Origin of the sequence: Paraburkholderia sp. J41 (genome assembly GCF_905220235.1) — a bacterium.
GTDB lineage: Bacteria > Pseudomonadota > Gammaproteobacteria > Burkholderiales > Burkholderiaceae > Paraburkholderia.
Genome location: NZ_CAJMZE010000035.1, coordinates 47,933 through 69,537, shown reverse-complemented (window position 1 = coordinate 69,537; position 21,605 = coordinate 47,933). Strand labels below are relative to the sequence as shown.

Annotated in this window: 13 protein-coding genes and 2 tRNA genes; 5 read left to right on the top strand and 10 right to left on the bottom strand. The window is 65.4% G+C overall.

All coding sequences use genetic code 11. The features are described from left to right. Positions 1–47: 47 nt before the first annotated feature. Complete coding sequence (purL, locus tag U5805_RS26540; RefSeq protein ID WP_322106485.1) at positions 48–4,124, bottom strand: phosphoribosylformylglycinamidine synthase; 4,077 nt, start codon at positions 4,122–4,124, stop codon at positions 48–50. A gap of 492 nt (positions 4,125–4,616) precedes the next feature. Between purL and U5805_RS26535 the strand changes: the two genes are divergently transcribed. The 3 genes from U5805_RS26535 to pgi all read left to right on the top strand — a co-directional run bounded on the left by U5805_RS26535 (position 4,617) and on the right by pgi (position 9,608). Next, positions 4,617–5,915: an FAD-dependent oxidoreductase gene (locus U5805_RS26535; protein WP_322106484.1), complete on the top strand. Its 1,299-nt coding sequence runs from the start codon at positions 4,617–4,619 to the stop codon at positions 5,913–5,915. A gap of 233 nt (positions 5,916–6,148) precedes the next feature. Beyond that, entirely contained in the window at positions 6,149–7,741 is a 1,593-nt protein-coding gene (locus U5805_RS26530; protein ID WP_322106483.1) for an NAD(P)H-hydrate dehydratase, read from the top strand. A 247-nt stretch (positions 7,742–7,988) separates the two neighbouring features. Then, positions 7,989–9,608: a glucose-6-phosphate isomerase gene (pgi, locus tag U5805_RS26525; RefSeq protein ID WP_322106482.1), complete on the top strand. Its 1,620-nt coding sequence runs from the start codon at positions 7,989–7,991 to the stop codon at positions 9,606–9,608. Positions 9,609–9,649: 41 nt separating this feature from the next. On the opposite strand, the gene U5805_RS26520 is transcribed toward pgi, so the two are convergent. Then, entirely contained in the window at positions 9,650–10,390 is a 741-nt protein-coding gene (locus tag U5805_RS26520) for an ABC transporter ATP-binding protein (RefSeq protein ID WP_322106481.1), read from the bottom strand. A 99-nt stretch (positions 10,391–10,489) separates the two neighbouring features. On the opposite strand from U5805_RS26520, the gene U5805_RS26515 reads away from it, so the two are divergent. Next, positions 10,490–11,161 carry an arylesterase gene (locus U5805_RS26515; RefSeq protein WP_322106480.1) on the top strand — a complete coding sequence of 224 codons (672 nt, stop codon included), beginning with the start codon at positions 10,490–10,492 and terminating at the stop codon, positions 11,159–11,161. 158 nt (positions 11,162–11,319) lie between these two features. After that, positions 11,320–11,667 carry a hypothetical protein gene (locus tag U5805_RS26510; RefSeq protein ID WP_322106479.1) on the top strand — a complete coding sequence of 116 codons (348 nt, stop codon included), beginning with the start codon at positions 11,320–11,322 and terminating at the stop codon, positions 11,665–11,667. Positions 11,668–11,759: 92 nt separating this feature from the next. Here the strand turns inward: U5805_RS26510 and U5805_RS26505 are convergent, their stop codons facing one another. The 8 genes from U5805_RS26505 to tig all read right to left on the bottom strand — a co-directional run bounded on the left by U5805_RS26505 (position 11,760) and on the right by tig (position 21,110). Continuing rightward, positions 11,760–13,706 (bottom strand): SurA N-terminal domain-containing protein, encoded by a 1,947-nt coding sequence (locus tag U5805_RS26505; protein WP_322106478.1) that lies wholly within the window; start codon positions 13,704–13,706, stop codon positions 11,760–11,762. 102 nt (positions 13,707–13,808) lie between these two features. Beyond that, positions 13,809–13,885: transfer RNA gene (locus U5805_RS26500), tRNA-Asp, on the bottom strand. Positions 13,886–13,951: 66 nt separating this feature from the next. Then, positions 13,952–14,027, bottom strand: a tRNA-Val gene (locus tag U5805_RS26495). Positions 14,028–14,134: 107 nt separating this feature from the next. Continuing rightward, on the bottom strand, positions 14,135–14,407 hold the full coding sequence (locus tag U5805_RS26490) for an HU family DNA-binding protein (protein ID WP_322106477.1): 273 nt from the start codon (positions 14,405–14,407) through the stop codon (positions 14,135–14,137). A gap of 366 nt (positions 14,408–14,773) precedes the next feature. Beyond that, positions 14,774–17,194, bottom strand: a complete 2,421-nt coding sequence (gene lon, locus U5805_RS26485; RefSeq protein WP_322106476.1) for an endopeptidase La — start codon at positions 17,192–17,194, stop codon at positions 14,774–14,776. 192 nt (positions 17,195–17,386) lie between these two features. Continuing rightward, entirely contained in the window at positions 17,387–18,658 is a 1,272-nt protein-coding gene (clpX, locus tag U5805_RS26480) for an ATP-dependent Clp protease ATP-binding subunit ClpX (protein WP_112176364.1), read from the bottom strand. Between the two features lie 291 nt (positions 18,659–18,949). Continuing rightward, complete coding sequence (gene clpP, locus U5805_RS26475) at positions 18,950–19,603, bottom strand: ATP-dependent Clp endopeptidase proteolytic subunit ClpP (RefSeq protein WP_322106475.1); 654 nt, start codon at positions 19,601–19,603, stop codon at positions 18,950–18,952. Positions 19,604–19,763: 160 nt separating this feature from the next. After that, entirely contained in the window at positions 19,764–21,110 is a 1,347-nt protein-coding gene (gene tig, locus U5805_RS26470; RefSeq protein WP_322106474.1) for a trigger factor, read from the bottom strand. Between the last annotated feature and the right edge of the window lie 495 nt (positions 21,111–21,605).

Below are 21,605 nucleotides of genomic sequence, written 5' to 3'. Positions count from 1 at the left end.
CCGGTCAACCGACCGGGGTTTCCGAGACTGCAACGGCGTTGGAAGCCTCAGCCGAGCCACTTGCGCGCGTTCTGGAACGCGCGCATCCACGGGCTCGCTTCGCCCCACGCTTCGGGGTGCCAGCTCATCGTCACGGTGCGCTGCACGCGCTCGGTGTGCGGCATCAGCACGGTGAAGCGGCCGTCGGCGGTCGTGACCGAGGTGATGCCTTGCGGCGAACCGTTCGGGTTGAACGGATAGCCTTCGGTCGCCTGGCCGCGATGGTCGACGTAGCGCATCGCCACCGCGACCTTCGAGATGTCGCCCTGCTGCGAAAAGTCGGCGAAACCTTCGCCGTGCGCGACCGCCACCGGAATGCGCGAGCCCTCCATGCCGTCGAAGAAGATCGACGGCGAGCTTTGCACCTCGACCAGCGAGAAGCGCGCCTCGAACTGCTCCGACTTGTTGCGCGTGAACTTCGGCCAGGCTTCGGCGCCCGGAATCATCGAGGCGAGGCTCGAAAGCATCTGGCAGCCGTTGCAGATGCCGAGCGCAAAGGTGTCCTGCCGCGCGAAGAATGCCGCGAACATGTCCGCGAGCTTCGCGTTGAAGCGAATGGTCTTGGCCCAGCCTTCGCCCGCGCCCAGCACGTCGCCATACGAGAAGCCGCCGCAGGCCACCGCGCCCGCGAAATCGGCGAGCGTGGCGCGGCCTTCGAGCAGGTCGCTCATATGCACGTCGTGCGCGTCGAAGCCCGCGCGGTCGAACGCGTAAGCCGTTTCGAGATGCGAGTTCACGCCCTGCTCGCGCAGGATCGCCACGCGCGGACGCGCGCCCTTGCCGATGAACGGCGCCGCCACGTCCTGCGCCGGATCGAACGTGAGATGCGGCTGCATGCCGGGGTCGGCGGCGTCGAGCAGCGCGTCGTATTCGGCGTCCGCGCAGGCGGGGTTGTCGCGCAGGCGCGCGATGCGCCAGCTCACTTCGCTCCACGCGCGTTGCAGTTCGGCGCGCGGCTCGGCGTAGATGCGTTTGGCGTCGCGATAGATTTCGATGGCGTCGCGGTCGTTGAGCGAGCCGATCACATGCGAGCACACCGACAAGGCGTACTGGCGCAGCACGCCGAGCACGGCGTCGCGCTGTTGCGCCGGCACCTGGATCACGGCGCCGAGTTCCTCCGAGAACAACGCGCGCAGCGTGCGGTCCTCGCGGCGGCCGCTGGTCTGCTTCGCCCAGTCCTTGGCGTCGCCGTAATCGGATTCGTGGTCGGTGTCGAGCGCGAGCATGTCGACGTTGAGCGAGACGCCCGTGCGACCCGCGAACGCCATTTCGCACACCGTCGCCCACAGGCCGCCGTCCGAGCGGTCGTGGTACGCGAGCAGTTGTTCGTTCGCGTTCAGATGCTGGATGGCCGTGAAGAACTGCTTGAGGTCTTCGGCGCTGTCGACGTCGGGCACCGCGTCGCCGACCTGCTGCGTGACCTGCGCGAAAATGCTGCCGCCGAGGCGGTTCTTGCCGCGGCCCAGGTCGATCGCGATCAGCACCGACTCGCCCGCTTCGTCCACGCGGCGCAGTTGCGGCGTGAGATGGCGGCGCACGTCTTCCACGGGCGCGAACGCCGAAATGATGAGCGAAACCGGCGCGACCACTTCCTTCGCCACGCCTTCTTCGCTCCACTTCGTGCGCATGGAGAGCGAATCCTTGCCGACCGGAATGCCGATGCCGAGCGCCGGGCACAGCTCCATGCCGATCGCCTTCACGGTGTCGTAGAGCGCGGCGTCCTCGCCGGGCGCGCCGCACGCGGCCATCCAGTTCGCGGAAAGCTTGAGCTTGTCGAGCGACCTGATCGGCGCGCTCGCGATGTTGGTGATCGCCTCGCCCACGGCCATGCGGCCCGAGGCGGGCGCGTCGATCACGGCAAGCGGCGTGCGCTCGGCCATCGTCATCGCTTCGCCCTTGTAGCCCGCGTAGTCGAGCGCCGTGATCGCGCAATCGGCAACGGGAACCTGCCACGGGCCGACCATCTGGTCGCGCACGCTCGTGCCGCCCACCGAGCGGTCGCCGATGGTGATGAGAAACGACTTGCTGCCGACCGTGGGGTGGCGCAGCACGCTCTTCGCGACTGCCTCGAACGCCACGCCCGTCACGTCCACCGGCGTGAGCGGCGTGCTCGTGTGCTCCACGTCACGGTGCATGCGCGGCGGCTTGCCGAGCAGGATGTCCATCGGCATGTCGACGGGCTGATGACCGCCGTTCGCGGCGAGCGCCTTTTCGTCGGTGTCGATGAGTTTCAGTGCGCGTTCGTCCGTGGCCACGCCCACCACGGCGAACGGGCAGCGCTCGCGCGTGCAGATTGCCTCGAACGCGGGCAAGTCGGCGGGCGCGATGGCCAGAACGTAGCGCTCTTGCGACTCGTTCGACCAGATTTCGCGCGGCGACAGGCCGGATTCCTCGAGCTGCACCTTGCGCAGTTCGAAGCGCGCGCCTTTGTCCGCGCCGTCGACGAGTTCCGGGAACGCGTTCGACAGGCCGCCCGCGCCCACGTCGTGGATGCTCAGGATCGGATTGCCCGCGCCCAGTTGCCAGCACGAGTTGATGACTTCCTGCGCGCGGCGCTCGATTTCCGGGTTGCCGCGCTGCACCGAATCGAAGTCGAGTTCGGCCGTGTTGGTGCCCGTGGCCATCGAGCTGGCCGCGCCGCCGCCCATGCCGATGCGCATGCCGGGACCGCCGATCTGGATCAGCAGCGTGCCGGCCGGCAGATCGTGCTTGTGCGTATGCTGCGCGCTGATATTGCCGATGCCGCCCGCGATCATGATCGGCTTGTGATAGCCGCGCACGGTGCCCGCCACGTTCTGCTCGTACACGCGGAAGTAGCCGCCGAGGTTGGGACGGCCGAATTCGTTGTTGAACGCGGCGCCGCCGAGCGGGCCGTCGATCATGATTTGCAGCGGCGAAGCGATGCGGTCCGGCCGGCCATAGGCGCCGTGCGCGTCGGCGGGATTGCGGTGCGCGAGCGGCGTGGCCGCGTCGCGGGCGTTTTCCCATGCTTCGCGCGCATCCGGCAAATCGAGATTCGACACCGTGAAACCCGTGAGGCCGGCCTTCGGACGCGCGCCGCGGCCCGTCGCGCCTTCGTCGCGGATCTCGCCGCCCGAGCCCGTGGCCGCGCCCGCGAACGGCGAGATCGCCGTCGGGTGGTTGTGCGTCTCCACCTTCATCAGCGTGTGCGTGAGTTCGGTGTGGCGGCCATAACGCTCACCCGGCTCGCCCGCCCCGGCGCCCGGCTTGCGCGGGAACCAGCGCTCGGCGATCGCGCCTTCCATGATCGACGAATTGTCCGAATACGCGACGATGGTGCCTTGCGGGCTCATCTTCTCGGTATTGCGGATCATCGCGAACAGCGACATGTCCTGCTCTTTGCCGTCGATCGTCCAGCTCGCGTTGAAAATCTTGTGACGGCAGTGCTCGCTGTTGGCCTGCGCGAACATCATCAGCTCGACGTCGGTGGGATTGCGTTCGAGCTTCGTGAACGCGTCCACGAGATAGTCGATTTCGTCGTCGGCGAGCGCGAGGCCCAGTTCGCCGTTGGCCGTTTCCAGCGCCGCGCGGCCGTTGCCGAGCACGTCGACGGTTTGCATCGGGCGCGCCGGCAGTTCGTCGAACAGATGCAGCGCCGCGTCGCGCGAAGGCGCCACGCTTTCCGTCATGCGATCGTGCAGCGCTTGCGCCACGGCCGCGTGCGCTTGCGCCGAAAGCGTTTTCTTGCCGAGCAGCCCCGCCTTGAGCTCCACCGTGTACTCGACGCCGCGCTCGATGCGGCGCACCTGTTCCAGACCGCAGTGGTGCGCGATGTCGGTCGCCTTGCTCGCCCACGGCGACACCGTGCCGAAACGCGGCACCACGAGGAACGTGGCCGCGTTGGCGCGCTCCTGCGGCGCGGCGAACGGCGCGCCGTAGTGCATCAGCGCCTCGATCTTCGCGCTGTCGTCCGCGCAAAGCGGCTCGGCCGAGTTGACGAAGTGCAGATACTGTCCGTACACGCCGACGATGTTGGCGTCGATACGCTGAAGCGTTTCAAGCAGACGGGTCTGACGGAAGTCGGAAAGGGCCGAAGCACCGGGGAAACACGAGAAGTGAGCCATGGACTGGGGCGTTGCGTGAGTTGCGTCGGTTTGCGTCGCGGCTTCGCCTCGCGCGCGGGCGTCGCGAGGTGGCGAGGCGTCGCGCGGGCGGCGATGGGCTGGCACGATGGACTGGCATTGGGAGACCGCGATTATAACCCGGAAGGCCAGTCCTGACCGCCCTGCCAGCCGGCTCGCAGGCGCGTTGCGAGCGCGTTCCGGGCGCTTTATCGCGATGATGCCGCGGCCTCCCGCTCCCCGCGGCCAGGAATTGGGCGCATTTTTGCGATAATCGTTGAGGTCGGCGGCGCGGCCCGGCAGCGCGCGAAAGCCGTCCGCCGGCCCGTGCGCCGCGAGTGGCTTCGTGGCGGCACGGGCGGTTTGACTGCTATGATTGCGCGTTTTGTTTCATCTGATCGGCGCGTTCAGGGCAAGCTCCGCGCGCCGCATGCCCCACCCTCGGCCGCGTGCGCTCGCCCTCAGCGCGTCGCCTGCCTGCAAGAACGTATCGTCATGGATGTCATCGTCATCGGCGGCGGAATCGCCGGCATCGCCACCGCCTACCAGTTGCGTGCGGCCGGGCATCGCGTCTGCGTGATCGAGCGTCACGCGACGGTCGCGCAAGGCGCCACCTACGGCCACAGCGGCGTCGTGCTGCCCACGCCGCTCGACGTCTGGTTCGGCCCCACGTTCCTGCGCCACGGGCGGCAGTCGTCGGGCGGCGTCATCAGCAAGGCGGGTTGGCGCGGCCAGGCGCACGCGTTCACCAAGCGGCTCGGCACGCTGCACGGCTCCGAGGCCTTCGAGGCCCGCTATGCGCTGCTGCGTCCGCTGATCGACTCGGCGCAAGCGGCGCTCGACGACATCGACGCACGCTTTCAGCTCGAATACGAACAACGCGAAGGCCTGCTTTATCTCGTGCGCGGCAACGACGAATGGTCGCTCACTCAGCCCGCGCTCGAACTGCTGCGCCAGTTCGAAACGCCGCACCACGCGCTCTCGGCCGCCGAATGCGTGGCGTTCGACCCCGCGATTCCCGCCGATCCGCCGTTCGCGGGCGGCGTGCGTTTCGAAACCGGCCGCGTCGCCAATTGCCCGCTGTTCGTTAAGCTGCTCAAGCAGGTGCTGGACGCGCAAGGCGGCGTGCAGTTCCTGACCGGCCGCGAGGTGAGCGCGATTCGCGTGGAGGAGCAGCGCGCCGCCGTCGATCTCGCGCCGCAGCCGAACGAAACCGGCCGCTCGCGCGAAGTGGAAGTGATTTCCGGCGACGCCGTGGTGGTTGCCGCGGGCGCGCAGACGCCGCGTCTGCTCATGTCGCTCGGCATCAAGTCCCTGCCGGTTTATCCGCTGCGCATGCACACGCTCAATTCGCCGGTCGCGCACGAGGAATGCGTGCCGCACGGCACGATCGTCGATGCGGGCAAGCGCATCGTCATCACGCGCATGAATCATCGGCTGCGCATTTCGGGCGCGGCGGTGCTGCTGCGCGCCCAGGACGTGGACGGCGCGCTGCCCGAGGCCGTCACCGAAGACGCGCTTGCGCTGCTCGGCGAAGCCTCGCGCGATTGGGCGCCGGGCGCCGCGCGCATTTCGGCCGCGCTGCCGTGGGAAGGCGTGAAGCTGCTTTCCGCCGACGGCCTGCCGATGGCCGGCAACGTCGGGCACCGCCGCCTGTTCGTGAACGCGGGCCACGGCCCGGCCGGCTGGGCGCTCGCGCTCGGATCGGCGAAACTCGTCGCGCAGCAGATTTCGAACAGCGCGCCCGATCTGCCCTTGGAGACCATCGCGGCGCTGGCGCCGGGGCGCAACTGATCCGGCCGCGACCATCGGCAAACTGTCGGCAATGCATCGACAACTCCGTGGGCAGCCTGTCGGCAACTTGCTGGAAACTGGCTGAAAATTTGCTGAAAATTTGCTGAAAACCACCGGCCGCGCGCGGGAAACCCATTCGCCGCCGCGTTGACCGCCGAGGTGGCATGCCCTCTGCGAGCGCCTCGGGTATCGTTGCGAAGTCTCTCTCGCGATCCACGGACCCTCCTCAAGCCATGACAGACGCCCCGCTCGCCACCGCCGCCGGCCACCCGGCACTCGTCAACCCGCACGACCGCGCCGCCGCGCTCCTCTCCGTCGAGCAGTTGCGCGCCGCCGAAACCGCCGCGCAAGCCGCCCTTCCCGCCAATACGCTGATGGCGCGCGCCGGCGCCGCCGCCGCGCATTTCCTGCGCGAACGCATAGCGCACGCACCGTCGCCGTTGTCGTCGAAAACCGTCTGGATCGCGGCGGGGCCGGGCAACAACGGCGGCGATGCGCTCGTGGTCGCCACGGAACTGCATCGCGCGGGCGTGCCGGTCGAGGTTTGCATGCCCGTCGAGGTCAAACCCGACGACGCGCGCTGGGCGCTCGACGCCGCGCGCGCGGCGGGCGTGCCGATTGCTGCGGCCGCGCCGCCCTCGTTCGATGCCTACGGCTGGCTCGTGGACGGCCTGTTCGGCATCGGCCTCGGGCGTGCGCTCGAAGGCGCGTTCGCCGGGATCGCCACGCGTCTTTCGCAGCGCGCCGCCGCGCGCGGCCATGTGCTCGCGCTCGATGTGCCGAGCGGCCTGAACAGCGACACGGGCATGATCGTCGGCGACGGGCCCGCCGTGCGCGCGACCCATACGGTGACGTTCATCGCCGCGAAGCCGGGGCTTTATACGGGCGTCGGGCGCGATTACGCGGGTTCGGTCGCGATTGCGCCGATCGGCCTCGATGCCGACGCCGCGCCCGACGCGGCGCGCCTGAACGCACCCGCCTCGTTTGCGAACGCGCTGCCCGCGCGCGATTTCGCGACCCACAAGGGCACGTTCGGCACGCTCGCGGTGGTGGGCGGCGACACCGGCATGTGCGGCGCGCCGATCCTTGCCGCGCGCGCGGCCCTGCTCACGGGCGCGGGCAAGATCCACGTCGGCTTTCTCGGCAGCGACGCTCCGCCTTACGACGCGCCGCATCCCGAACTGATGCTGCACGCGGCGCGCACGCTCGCTTTCGATGCGATGGATGCCGTCTCGGCCGGTTGCGGCATGGGCAGCAGCGCTTCGGCGCGGCAACTCGTCGATGCCATCGTGCAATTGCGCGTGCCCGTCCTGCTCGACGCCGACGCGCTCAATCTCGTCTCGCGCGACGAGGCGCTTGCCGCCCGCGTCGCGCAATCGGCCGGCACGCGCGGCGCGCCTTGCGTGCTCACGCCGCATCCGCTCGAAGCAGCGCGCCTGCTCGGTTGCGACACGGCCGCGGTGCAGCGCGACCGGTTCGCCGCCGCGCGTGCGCTCGCCGCGCGCTACGCGGCCGTGATCGTGCTCAAGGGCAGCGGCACGGTGATCGCCGCGCCGGACGGCCGCGTCGCCGTCAATGCCACCGGTAATGCGGGACTCGCGACCGGGGGCACCGGCGACGTGCTCGGCGGCATCATCGGCGCCCTGCTGGCGCAGCGCTTGCCGCCTTACGAAGCGGCGCTCGCGGGCGTCTACCTGCACGGCCTCGCCGCCGACACGCTGAGCGCGCAAGGCGACGGCCCCGCCGGGCTCTCGGCCGGCGAACTCGCGCCGATGGTGCGCCGGCTCATGAACCGCCTGTTCTACGCGCGCAACGGCGAAGCGTAAGAAGCGTAAGAGCGGACGTAGACGAAACGTAAGACGCCCGCCGCGCGCCGTCGGGGCATGCCGATTGCTTGGCAACCGGTCCCCGGCACGTCGCTGCGCAGCGGCGTGCGAGACCGCTATACTGATTCTCTCGCCGCACGCCTCTCACCGGAGGCGCGCCGCGCTTCCCCGCGGCGCGCGTCGCGCGAACGCCTTACCGGCGCTGCGCGCACGCCGCCCTTCATTCGTGATCCCTCGTTAGACGAACATGACGAATCCGCTCCCCGCCTGGTCCGCGCTACAGACGCATTACGAACAGATCCGCGACGAAAAACTGCGCGACTGGTTCGCGCCCGCCAACGACACCGCGCCGACCCGCGCCGAACGCCTGACGTTTTCGGGCGGCGGCATTGGCGCCGACCTCTCGAAGAACCGCATCACCGACGCCACGCTCAAGCTGCTCGTGCAACTCGCGCGCGAAGCCGGCGTCGAGGCGCGCCGCGACGCGATGTTCAAGGGCGACATCGTGAACCCGACCGAGGGCCGCGCCGTGCTGCACACGGCGCTGCGCGCGACCGAAGCCGACGCGCCGTTCCACGCTGAAATCACGGCCGAGCGCGCGAAGATGGCGAAATTCGCCGACGCCGTGCGCAGCGGCGCGTGGACCGGCTACACGGGCAAGCGCATTCGCCATGTCGTGAACATCGGCATCGGCGGCTCGGACCTCGGCCCGAAGATGGTCGTCCACGCGCTCAAGCATCTCGAACTGCCCGAGATCACCTCGCACTTCGTGTCGAACGTCGACGGCGCCGACCTCTGGCGCACGATCCAGCATCTCGATCCCGCCGAAACGCTGGCGATCATCGTCTCGAAAACCTTCACGACGCTCGAAACCATGACCAATGCGCGCTCGATGCGCGACTGGTTCGTCAAGCACGGCTGCCCCGAAGGCGAGCTCGCGAAGCATTTCGTGGGCGTTTCGGCCAATCCGGCCGAAGTCGTGAAGTTCGGCATCGCCAAGGACAACGTGTTCGAGATGTGGGACTGGGTCGGCGGGCGCTACTCGCTGTGGTCGGCCGTGGGTCTGTCGATCATGATCGCGATCGGGCCGCAACAGTTCGACGAGCTGCTTGCGGGCGCGCACGACATGGACGAGCATTTCCGCACCGCGCCGCTAGACAAGAACCTGCCGGTGCTGCTCGGCATGATCGGCATCTGGTATCGCAACTTCTTCGGCTCGCAGAGCTATCTGGTCGCGCCATATTCGGAAGCGCTGCACTTCCTGCCTTCGTATCTCCAGCAACTGGAAATGGAGAGCAACGGCAAGCAGGCGCGTCTCGACGGCCGGCTCGTCGATTACGCGACTTCGGCGATCACGTGGGGCGAGCCGGGCACGAACGGCCAGCACGCGTTCTTCCAGATGCTGCACCAGGGCACGACGCTCGTGCCGATCGACTTCATCGCCGTGCTCACGCCCGAGCATCCGCTCGCCGATCATCATCCCAAGCTGCTCGCCAACTGCTTCGCGCAAAGCGAGGCGCTGATGCTCGGCCGCACCGAGGAGGAGGCACGCAAGGTCGCCGGCCCGGACAAGCCCGAACTCGTGCCTCACATCATGTTCCCCGGCAATCGCCCCACCACCACGCTGCTCGTGGACGCGCTCACGGCGCGCTCGCTCGGCGCGCTCATCGCGCTCTACGAGCACAAGGTGCTCGTGCAGGGCACGGTGTGGGACATCAACTCGTTCGATCAGTGGGGCGTGGAACTCGGCAAGATTCTCGGCAAGGTGGTGGAGGCCGATCTGACCGCCGCGAGCGCCGACGTGAAGCCGCACGACTCGTCGACTTCGGCGTTGATCGCGCGGGCGCGCGCCGCGCTCAAGCGTTAATCCCGCGCTTCATGCGGGACGCGAAGCCGCGCCGCGGAAGGTCAGCGGCCGGCTTCGACCTTGCTCGCGTCATGCGGCGAAGCGGTGCCATGCGGCGCATTCGGCACGCGGCGGCCCGCCTCGATCGTGACGATGGCGTCGCAACGCCGCGCGAGATCGATGTCGTGCGTGACGAGCACGAGCGTCGCGCCGTTCGAGCGATTGAGTTCGAACATGAGGTCGATGACGGCGTGGCCGGTGGCGGCGTCCAGGCTGCCGGTGGGTTCGTCGGCGAACAACACGGCCGGGCGCGTGACGAAGGCGCGAGCCAGCGCGACGCGCTGCTGCTCGCCGCCCGAAAGCAGCTTCGGATAATGCCCGGTGCGCTCGGCGAGACCCACGCGTTCGAGCAGCGCGCGCGAACGCGCGAACGCCTCGCGCGTCGAAATCCCGCCTTGCAGTTCGAGCGGCAGCGCGACGTTTTCGAGCGCGGTGAGATGCGGCATCAACTGGAAAGACTGGAACACGAAACCCACGGAGCCGTTGCGCAAGGCCGCGCGCTGATCTTCGGCCATGCCGGTCAGTTCGTGGCCGAGCAAGCGCACGGAACCGGCGCTCGCGCTGTCGAGACCGGCGAGCAAGCCGAGCAGCGTGGACTTGCCGGACCCCGAAGCGCCGACGATGGCGATGCTGCTGCCCGCTTCGACCGTGAGATCGATGCCGTCGAGGATCGTCAGTTCGCCCGTGGCGTCCGTGACGCGTTTGTTCAAACCCCGTACTTCGATAACTGGATCGCTATTCATTCGCACATGATGACGCACAGGTTAGCCGTGAACCCGCAGCGCGCCTCGCGGCGCACCGCCCGCACTTCTACCGCCTTCGCCTTCACTCTCGCTTGCGCCATGGTTTGCGCCGCGGTTTGCGTCTTGAGCGGCGTGCCGCAAGCCGCGCTGGCCGCCACGCCCGCACCCGCGGCCAACGCGGCGGCGGAAGCGGCAGTGGCGGCAAAACCCACGATCGTCGTGCTCGGCGACAGTCTTTCGGCCGAATACGGCTTGCCGCGCGATACGGGTTGGGTTGCCCTGCTGCGCCAACGCCTGGCCAGCGAGCGGCTCGATTATAGCGTCGCGAATGCCAGCATCAGCGGCGACACGACGAGCGGCGGACTCGGGCGCCTGCCGCTCACGCTACAGCGGCTCAAGCCCGCCATCGTCGTGATCGAACTGGGCGCCAACGACGCGCTGCGCGGCGTGCCGCTCGCCACCACGGAGAGCAATCTGCGCGCCATCGTCGCCGATATTCGCAGGGCCAAGGCGCAGCCGGTGCTGATCGGCATGTATGTCCCGCCGAATTACGGGCCCGACTACACGCAAAAGTTTCATGCCTTGTATGGCCAGTTGTCGAAGGAACTGAACGTGCCGCTCGTGCCCTTTTTGCTGGCGGGCCTCGCCGATAAACCCGACCTCTTCCAGGCCGATCAGATGCACCCGACGCAACAGGCACAACCCTTGCTGCTGGCTAACGTGTGGCCGACGCTCAAGCCGCTGCTCGCCGGCGGCGCCGTGCGGCACTGATGTGGCCCGGCGCTTGCGAGGCACCTTCCCTCCGGATTCGCCATGAGCGGGATCTGCGGAACATGCGGGGGGAAAGCGCCTCGTGGACCGGCCACGGTTATGCGCCAGACAGGCTTTGCTTGTCTACATCCGACCGACCCTGACTGGAGGAAGAAAACGTGAAATATTTACCTCTCATTGTCGTAACGGCGGCTTTGGCTGCCTGCGCCAATCAGCCGATGCCGAGCGGAACGCAATCCGTCGGCACCAGCCAGCAACCGCCGGCCGCCGTCGCGCAATGTATCGCGCACAAGTGGGCGGACAAGTCGCAGCAACAAGTCGTCTCGCAGGACGCCCTTGCCAACGATCAGGCGATCGACGTCTACGTGCCGGGTCAGCAGCCGCCTAACGGCGCTGCGGCGATGGTTCGTCCCGCCTGGAACGCCAGCGCGAAGACGTGGGTCGGCTACCGTGCCGCAGGCGGCGCGGGCGGCGACGCCACGAGCGACATCAGCGGCTGCCTGTAAGCCCTGCCTCGCTTCTTTTCCGGACTTCTTTCCGGAACGAAAAAGCCCCGCATCGGCGGGGCTTTTTTTTCGCGACTCAACTCAGGCGCGGCTTACTGGCCGTCGCCATTGTCGCCGGACTGACCCGCCGGGGCGAGCGTGCCGTACAACTTGACCTTCGAGCGGTCGCGCAGCGCGTCCAGATAAGCCTGAACCTGCGCCTGACCGTCCACCTGCGCGAGTTGCTGCTGCGCGGCGGCGAGGCGCGGACCGTCGACGGCGGCGCCATTGGTCACGCTGTTCACGCGATAGATCGCATAACCGTCCTTGCCCAGATCGACGCCCACATAAGCGGGCAGCTTTTGCGCGTCGGCCTTGAACACCGCCGAAAGCGCGTTGGGCGGCAGCCCCTGCGCGTCGTTGCGCGACACCTTGAGCGCCGACGAGAAACCGTCGGTCGACTTCGACTTCTCCAGCGCGGCGAGCTTCGCCTCGCCGTCCTTGCGCGCCATGTCGGCGGCTTGCTCGGCAACGACCTGTTGCTTCACCGCGTCTTTGACCTGCGCGAACGCGGGCACGGCGGCCGGCTGGAAGTTCGTGATGCGCGCCGAAATCAGCGTGTTGTTGCCGACGTCGACCGCTTGCGTGTTGTTGTGCTGGTTCACCGAGTCGCTCGCGAACACCGCGTCGAGGAACTTTTGATTGTTCAGCGGGCTGTCCGCCGGCAACGCGGCGTTCGGCTTGGGCGTGACCGTGGCCGTCTGAATTTGCAGCTTGTACTTGTCGGCGGCGGGCTGGAGCGTCTTGGCCTTTTCATAGACCGTCGACGTGAAACCGTCGGTGGCGTCGGCGAGCAGCCTGGCCGCTTGCTGCGCCTTCACTTCCGTGACGATCTGCGCCTTCACGTCGTCGAACGGCTTCGTGACGGCCGGCTTGAGGTCCGTGACCTTGACGATGTGATAGCCGAAATCCGACTGGATCACGCCGCTGATCTCGTCCTTCTTGAGCTTGAACACGGCGTCGTCGAACGCCTGACCGCCCGCGATCATGCCCGGGCCGAAGTATCCGAGATCGCCGCCCTTCGACGCCGAACCGGGGTCCTGCGAATCCTTCTGCGCGATCTGCGCGAACTGGTCCGGGTGCGCCTTCACGTCGGCGAGAATCGCATCGGCCTTCTGCTTCGCGGCAGCGCGATCGGCGGCGCTCGCATCCTTCGGCACGGCGATCAGGATGTGGCTTGCGCGCACCTGTTCCTGCGTGCGGTAATGCGCGAGATTGTCGTTGTAATACTTCTTGAGGTCGTCGTCGCTCGGCTGCACGTTCGCCGCGACCGTCGCGGCGGAGAGCACGAGATACTGGATCTGCGCCGTGGCGGGCGTCGCGAAGTCGTTCTTGTGCGCGTCGTAGTACGCCTGGAGCTGCGCGTCGGTGGGCTGCACCTTCGGCGCGTAGTCGCTCGCGTGGAACGCCAGACCCTGCACGTCGCGCTGCTGCTCGGAAAGACCGCTCAACTGCTGGGCGAGCGCCTTCGGCGTGAACGCGCTATTGATGATCGACGCGGGCAGTTGTTGCAGCGAGAGGCTATAGCGCACGCGCTCGTCATACTGCTCGGGCGTCATGCCCTGCATCGCGAGCAACTGCTTGTATTGGTCGAGATTGATCGAGCCGTCAGGCTTCTTGAGCGACGAGATGATCGGATCGGCGAGCAGCGAACGGCGCACGGCGTCGTCCGAAGCGGTGAGATGCAGGCGCTGTGTTTCGTCGGCAAGCACGCGCTGCTGGATCAGCCCGTCGAGAATGTCCTTGCGATGCTGCGGCGTATCGAAGAGGCTCGCATCGAACTGCGCGCCCATGACTTGACGAGCCTGATCGAGCTGCTGGCGCGAGGCGTTGTCGTACTCGACACGCGTGATCTTGTGTCCGTTGACGCTCGCGACGTTCGCGCTTTCATCGAAGAAGCCGCGGAAACCTTGAATCCCGACGAAGCCCAACCCTGGCAAGATGAACAGGGTCAACAACAACATCATCAGGCGTTTGTGATTGCGGAAAAAGTCGAGCATGCGTGACCAGACGTTGGAGGCGCCAAAAAACGGAACGCCCGATATTACAACAGCGGCCAACAAAAAAGGCGAACCGGAGTTCGCCTTCTTGCTGAGATGTCCTGGCGGAGCGGACGGGGCTCGAACCCGCGACCCCCGGCGTGACAGGCCGGTATTCTAACCAACTGAACTACCGCTCCGTGCGGTGTGCTGCGAGTGTCCGAGATTCGCGAATGCTGCGCGCAACGCTAACGAACATGATGCTGTGGTGGGTGCTGAGAGGCTCGAACTCCCGACCTACGCCTTGTAAGGGCGCCGCTCTACCAACTGAGCTAAGCACCCAGCGCCATGTTTACCGCTAACTTCTGCACTGCGCGGCACTGCGACTTCTGCTGCGCTGCCTCGACAATCAGAGGGAACCATCAGGCACCCATCAGGCAGCGAGCCCGCTAGTTTAGCTCATCTTTGAGCGCTTTGCCAGGCCTGAATTTCGGCACCTTTGCCGCCTTGATCTTGATCGCCGCGCCCGTGCGCGGATTGCGGCCGGTGCGTGCGGTGCGCTTGCCCACGGCAAACGTGCCGAACCCGACGAGCGTTACCGTGCCGCCCTTTTTCAGCGTGCCTTTGACGCCGCCGATTACGGCATCGAGCGCGCGCCCCGCCGCTGCTTTAGAAATGTCGGCTTCGTGCGCGATGTGGTCAATCAATTCCGTTTTATTCATTCCAGCCCCCGAGAATGTGATTTGGGCAATCGTGAGAAAGTGCAACTTATTGGAAAAGACGAGCCCGTCAGAACAACGGGCCCGCCCATTTAACGGGGCCGAAAGCACGGTGTCAAGCGGTGTCGGGCGGTGTCAAGCGGGGATCGCGACCGATCGAGCGCGGCGGCGCTGCGTTCGCGAAAGTCGCCGGAACGCCGCTGCCAAGACGGGACGGAGTCGAAATACGCGGCAATCCGGGGCGCCGCGCGCACAACGTCAACGAAGCTAAGCACACAATTCGCGCGCATAAAAAAACCCGCGGACAGTGCCGCGGGTTGGTGTTCGGCGACCGCGCACGAGACGCGGTTCGCACGAAGGTCAGCGAACTCAGTGCTTGACCACTTCGGTCGCTTCCTTCGATTCGGCGACGGGCGCCTTCGCGCTCTCCGCCTTCACTTCTTCTTCGGGCAGCGCTTGCGGCACACGTTCGAGCGCCAGTTCGAGCACCTTGTCGATCCAGCGGACCGGCACGATTTCGATCGCGTTCTTCACGTTGTCCGGAATCTCGGAGAGATCCTTCACATTCTCTTCCGGGATCAGCACCAGCTTGATGCCGCCGCGATGCGCCGCGAGCAGCTTCTCCTTGAGCCCGCCGATCGGCAGCACTTCGCCGCGCAGCGTGATCTCGCCCGTCATCGCCACGTCGGCGCGCACCGGAATGCCCGTGAGCACGGACACCAGCGCCGTCGTCATGGCGATACCGGCGGACGGACCGTCCTTCGGCGTCGCGCCTTCCGGCACGTGAATGTGAATGTCCTGCTTCTCGAACGCTTCGTCCTTCACGCCAAGACGGCGCGAGCGCGAACGCACCACCGTGCGCGCCGCTTCGACCGATTCCTTCATCACGTCGCCGAGCGAACCCGTACGCGTCACATTGCCCTTACCCGGCATGACCGCGGCTTCGATCGTCAGCAGGTCGCCGCCCACTTCCGTCCATGCGAGGCCCGTAACCTGACCGATCTGGTTTTCCTTCGCGGCCAGACCGAAGTCGTACTTGCGCACGCCGAGGAAAGTGTCCAGATTCGCGCTGTCCACCGTGACGGCCTTGTCGGCCTTCTTGAGCAGCAGCATCTTCACGACCTTGCGGCAGATCTTCGACACTTCGCGCTCGAGCGAACGCACGCCCGCTTCACGCGTGTAGTAGCGAATGATGTCGCGGATCGCGCCTTCGGTCACGTCGATCTCGCCCGGCTTCAGCCCGTTGTTCTTCTTCTGCTTCGGCAGGAGATAACGCTGGGCGATGCTGACCTTCTCGTCTTCCGTGTAACCCGAAAGGCGGATCACTTCCATCCGGTCGAGCAGCGGCGGCGGGATGTTCAGCGAGTTCGACGTGGCGACGAACATCACATCGGAGAGGTCGAAATCGACTTCGATGTAGTGATCCGCGAACGTATGGTTCTGTTCCGGATCGAGCACTTCGAGCAGCGCCGACGACGGATCGCCGCGGAAATCCATGCCCATCTTGTCGACTTCGTCGAGCAGGAAAAGCGGATTGCGCACGCCGACCTTGGTCAGGCTTTGCAGGATCTTGCCCGGCATCGAACCGATGTACGTGCGACGATGGCCGCGAATTTCGGCTTCGTCACGCACGCCGCCCAGCGCCATGCGCACGAACTTGCGGTTCGTTGCGCGCGCAATCGACTGGCCGAGCGAGGTCTTGCCGACGCCCGGAGGCCCAACGAGACAGAGGATAGGCGCTTTCACCTTGTCCACCCGCTGTTGCACCGCGAGGTACTCGAGAATGCGTTCCTTCACCTTCTCGAGACCATAGTGGTCTTCGTCGAGCACGGATTCGGCGTTCGAGAGGTCGTTGTTGACCTTGCTCTTCTTGCGCCACGGCAGGCCGATCAGCGTGTCGATGTAGTTGCGCACGACCGTCGCTTCCGCCGACATCGGCGACATCAGCTTGAGCTTCTTGAGTTCGGCGTCGGCCTTTTTCTTGGCTTCCTTCGGCATGCGCGCGGCCGTGATGCGCTTCTCGAGTTCTTCGAGATCGGCACCCTCTTCGCCTTCGCCCAGTTCCTTCTGGATCGCCTTGACCTGTTCGTTCAGGTAATACTCGCGCTGGCTCTTTTCCATCTGACGCTTCACGCGGCCGCGGATACGCTTCTCCACCTGGAGAATGTCGATCTCGGCTTCGAGTTGCGCGAGCAGATGTTCGAGGCGCTCGATGACCGGGAACATCTCGAGGATGTGCTGCTTCTGGTCGAGCTTGAGCGGCAGGTGCGCGGCGATGGTGTCAGCAAGACGGCCGGCTTCGTCGATGCCCGACAGCGAGGTCAGGATCTCCGGCGGGATCTTCTTGTTGAGCTTCACGTACTGGTCGAACTGCGAGACGATCGCGCGGCGCAGCGCTTCGGTTTCTGCGCTGTCGGCGTGGTCCGGTTCGAGCGGCATGACTTCGCACGAGAACTGCGTTTCCTGTTCTTCGATGGAAAGCGTCTTCGCGCGTTGCAACCCTTCCACGAGCACCTTCACGGTGCCGTCGGGCAGCTTGAGCATTTGCAGGATGTTCGCGATACATCCCACTTCATACATGTCTTTTTCGGTCGGCTCATCCTTGGCGGCAGTCTTCTGGGCGACGAGCATGATGTGCTTGCCGCCTTCCATTGCCGCTTCGAGGGCCTTGATCGATTTCGGTCGGCCCACGAAAAGGGGAATCACCATATGCGGGAAGACTACGACATCTCGCAGCGGGAGCAGCGGGAGCGTGGTGCGTTCCGGCGGAAGGAGTTGGGTTCCTGACATTTCATTTCCCCATGAGTGGAATCAGTTCGTTCGGTAATTGAGGCCTGAGTAACCGATTACAAGCCTCGCGCGTGTGGGAAAAAGTTCAGTGACTCCAAAATAGTGCGCCATCGACCTCAAGATAAACGAAAAAGCCGTTCATCCCATTGTATGAACGGCTTTTTCCCGGAACTCTTTAGCCGATCACCACCATCAGTTCGACCCTGCGACTTTGGGCGCGTCTTCGTAAATCAAAAGCGGTTTGCCGTCGCCGTCGATCACGTTGTCGTCGATGATGACCTTGCTTACGCCTTTCATGGTCGGCAGTTCGTACATGACGTCGAGCAATGCCTGTTCCAGGATCGAGCGCAGCCCACGCGCGCCGGTCTTGCGGCGGATTGCCTTGCGGGCGACGGCCTGTAGCGCGGCCGGGCGAATCTCCAGTTCCACGCGCTCCATGTTGAAAAGCTTGTGGTACTGCTTGACGAGCGCGTTCTTCGGCTCGACCAGAATCTTCATGAGCGCGGCTTCGTCGAGCTTGCCGAGCGTGGCGACCACGGGCAGACGGCCGATCAGTTCGGGAATCAGGCCGAACTTGATCAGGTCTTCCGGCTCGGTTTCGCGCAGCACTTCGCCGGTGTCGCGCTCCTGCTTGCTCTTCACGCTCGCGCCGAAGCCGATGCCGGTTTTTTCCGTGCGGTCGGTAATGACCTTTTCGAGACCGTCGAACGCGCCGCCGCAAATGAACAGGATGTTGGTCGTATCGACCTGGATGAAATCCTGATTCGGGTGCTTGCGGCCGCCCTGCGGCGGAACCGAGGCCATCGTCCCTTCAACGAGCTTGAGCAGCGCCTGCTGCACGCCCTCGCCCGACACGTCGCGCGTGATGGAAGGGTTATCCGATTTGCGGCTGATCTTGTCGATTTCGTCGATGTAGACAATGCCGCGCTGGGCTTTGTCGACTTCGTAATTGCAGTTTTGCAACAGCTTCTGGATGATGTTCTCGACGTCTTCGCCCACGTAGCCGGCTTCAGTCAGCGTGGTGGCGTCGGCGATCACGAACGGCACGTTCAGAAGGCGCGCGAGCGTTTGCGCGAGCAGCGTCTTGCCCGAACCCGTGGGGCCGATCAGCAGGATGTTGCTCTTCGAAAGCTCGACGTCGTCCTTCTTGTCGAGATGCTTGAGACGCTTGTAGTGGTTGTACACCGCCACCGCGAGGATCTTCTTCGCGCGCTCCTGCCCGATCACGTACTGGTCGAGAATGTCACGAATTTCCTGCGGGCTCGGCAGGTCCGAGCGCGACAGCGCCGCGTCGACGCCCGCACCGGCGGCTTCGTCGCGAATGATCTCGTTGCACAGGTCGATGCATTCATCGCAGATGAACACCGACGGGCCAGCAATCAGCTTCTTCACTTCATGCTGACTCTTGCCGCAAAACGAGCAATACAACAGCTTTTCGCTGTTAGAACCTTTCTTGTCCGCCATGGATAGATGAGCCTCCGGACACTCTGTTACATGATACGCCGTTTCCCCCGGTCAGACCGGGAGCCGCGTGAACCGCCCGCTGTGACGGCGAGGGGCCGCAGGCCGCGAAGCGCGTTTGCCGATTATTTCACAAGGTCTGCGCGGCGCCGACCATCCCCTTTTCTACGGGTGGCGGCTTGATCACGCTTGATCTCGCTTGATCTCGCTTGATCTCTTACGTCCCTTTGTTCCCTGGCGTCCTGATGCGCCGCCGGACCCGAGAGTCCGGCGCGCCCTGCCGCTCGCGCGAAGTTACGGGCGCTTGTGCAGAACCTGGTCGACGAGACCGTACGCCTGCGCGTCGTCGCCGGACATGAAATTGTCGCGATCCGTGTCGCGCGCGATGCGCTCGACCGGCTGCCCCGTATGGTGCGAGAGCAACTGGTTCAGGCGCTCTTTCAGATACAGGATTTCGCGCGCCTGGATTTCGATGTCCGATGCCTGACCGCGCGCGCCGCCAAGCGGCTGGTGAATCATGATGCGCGAGTTGGGCAGCGCGAAACGCTTGTCCTTCGCGCCCGACGCCAGCAGGAACGCGCCCATGCTGGCCGCGAGGCCCATGCAAAGGGTCGAAACGTCCGGCTTGATGAACTGCATCGTGTCGTAGATCGCCATGCCCGCCGACACCGACCCGCCAGGACTGTTGATGTACAGGCTGATGTCCTTGTCGGGATTTTCGCTTTCCAGGAACAGCAGTTGAGCGACCACCAGGTTCGCGGTCTGGTCGTTCACTTCGCCGACCAGAAAAACCACGCGCTCCTTGAGAAGACGCGAATAGATGTCGTACGAACGTTCGCCGCGGCCGCTCGTTTCGACGACGATCGGCACGAGGCCGAGCGCTTGCGGGTCGAAGTCCCGCGATGCCTGGGAAGTCAAGGTATCCAGCGATTGAGCGCGAAAGGTCATGCGGTGCATCCTTGTCTGGAAAAGTTATTCTGGTAAACCGGTATGGCGACGAACCGCGGCCAAATCAACCACACGAACAACAGGGCTAAAACTCGCGGATACAAAAACGGCGTGCTAGCCGTCGGTTGCCCCGACAGCCGGCACGCCGTAGCGGGCAGATTTAAGCCTGCGCCGTCGCGCTTGCCAGTTCTTCGAAGCTAACTTGCTTGTCCGTCACCTTGGCCTTGCCGAGCACGAAATCCACGACGTTCGATTCGACGACATAGGCTTCCATTTCGGCCAGACGCTGCTGGTTGGAATAATACCAGCGCACGACTTCCTTCGGGTCTTCGTAGCTTTTCGCGAATTCGTCGACTTCGGCGCGGATCTGCTCCGGCTTGGCTTCGAGGCCGTTGGCCTTCACGAGTTCGGCGAGCACGAGGCCGAGCTTCACGCGGCGTTCGGCTTGCTCCTTGAACATTTCGGCCGGGATCGGCGCGTCCTTGGCGTTCGGCACGCCGCGCTGCGCGAGGTCCGCGCGCGCCATTTCGACGAGGCGCTCCTGATCCTGCGCAACGAGTGCGTTCGGCACGTCGAGTTCGGCGATCTTGAGCAGCGCGTCCATCACCTGATTCTTGACGATGGCCTGCGTGCGGCGCTTCGCTTCGCGCTCGAGGTTGTCCTTGATCTCGGCGCGCATCTTCGTGAGGTCGCCGTCGGCGATGCCGAGCGACTTGGCGAATTCCGCGTCGATTTCCGGCAGATGCGGCCACTCGATCTGCTGCATCGTGATCGTGAACTTCGCGGTCTTACCGGCGACGTCCTTGCCGTGGTAGTCCTCGGGGAACGTGAGGTCGAATTCGCGCTGCTCGCCTTGCTTCAGGCCGAGCGCCGCCTTTTCGAATTCCGGCAGCATGCGGCCTTCGCCGAGCACGAACGCGAAACCTTCCGCGCTGCCGCCCGGGAACGCGACGTCGTCGATCTTGCCGACGAAGTCCACCGTCACGCGGTCGCCTTCCTTCGCGGCGGTGTCGGCGCCGCCGTCACCGTGCTCGCCCGCTTCGCCGCGTGCGTGGAAATGCACGCGCTGCTTGCGCAGGATGTCGAGCGTGCGGTCGATTTCGGCTTCGGTGATCTCCGTGGTCGTGCGCTCGATTTCCGCGCTGGCGACGTCGCCGAGCTTCACTTCCGGGTACACCTCGAAGGTCGCGTCGAACGCGTAGTCGCTTTCGGCGGCTTCGGCCTTCGGCGCGAAGCTCGGCTGGCCGGCGACGCGCAGGTTTTCAGCGCGGCTGATGTCGAAGAATTCCTTGCCGACCTTGTCGCTCAGGACTTCGGCTTCCACCTGGCCCGAATACTGCTGCGCGACCATCTTGAGCGGCACCTTGCCCGGGCGGAAACCCGGCATGCGCACGGTCTTCGAGAGTTGACGAATGCGCGAATCGACTTCTTTCTGCACGGCATCCTTCGGCAGGGAAATCGTCACGCGGCGTTCGAGCTTGCCGAGGTTCTCAACAACGTTAGCCATGGCTTCAATCGTCCTAAAATTAATCGAGCGAATTCAGTAATCTGTGATCTTTGCGCGCCGCATTCCGATGCGGCCATCCGCAACGCCTGCGTCTCGGTGCGCAACGCCCGCATGTCTGCCAGGAGCCGTTTTCGGCTTGAGGCGCGACGCCGGCGGCGCACGTTCCGGAACAGCCCGCCGACCCGTTCACGTTCAATCCGTTCACGTTCATTTACCGGGCCAACTGCGCGGGCCAACTGCGCCGAAGTGAGCGGTTTGCGGTGCGGTTCCGTCAAAAGAGCCAAGTATTTTAGCAAACTATTTCCCGGACTCTGAGGAATTGGCGTTCCAGTGCGCAAATCGTGCGAAAACACGGCGAAAAAAGGCCGTATCGGGCGCGCTTTTGGCGCGCGGCGGTCGACTTTCGCCCCGCTTGGGCCTGCTGCGCAGCGCGTGCCTTGCCGTGGCCGTGCCCGGGAGCCAAACGCCATGCTCCGCGCCGATGCGCGCTATCGC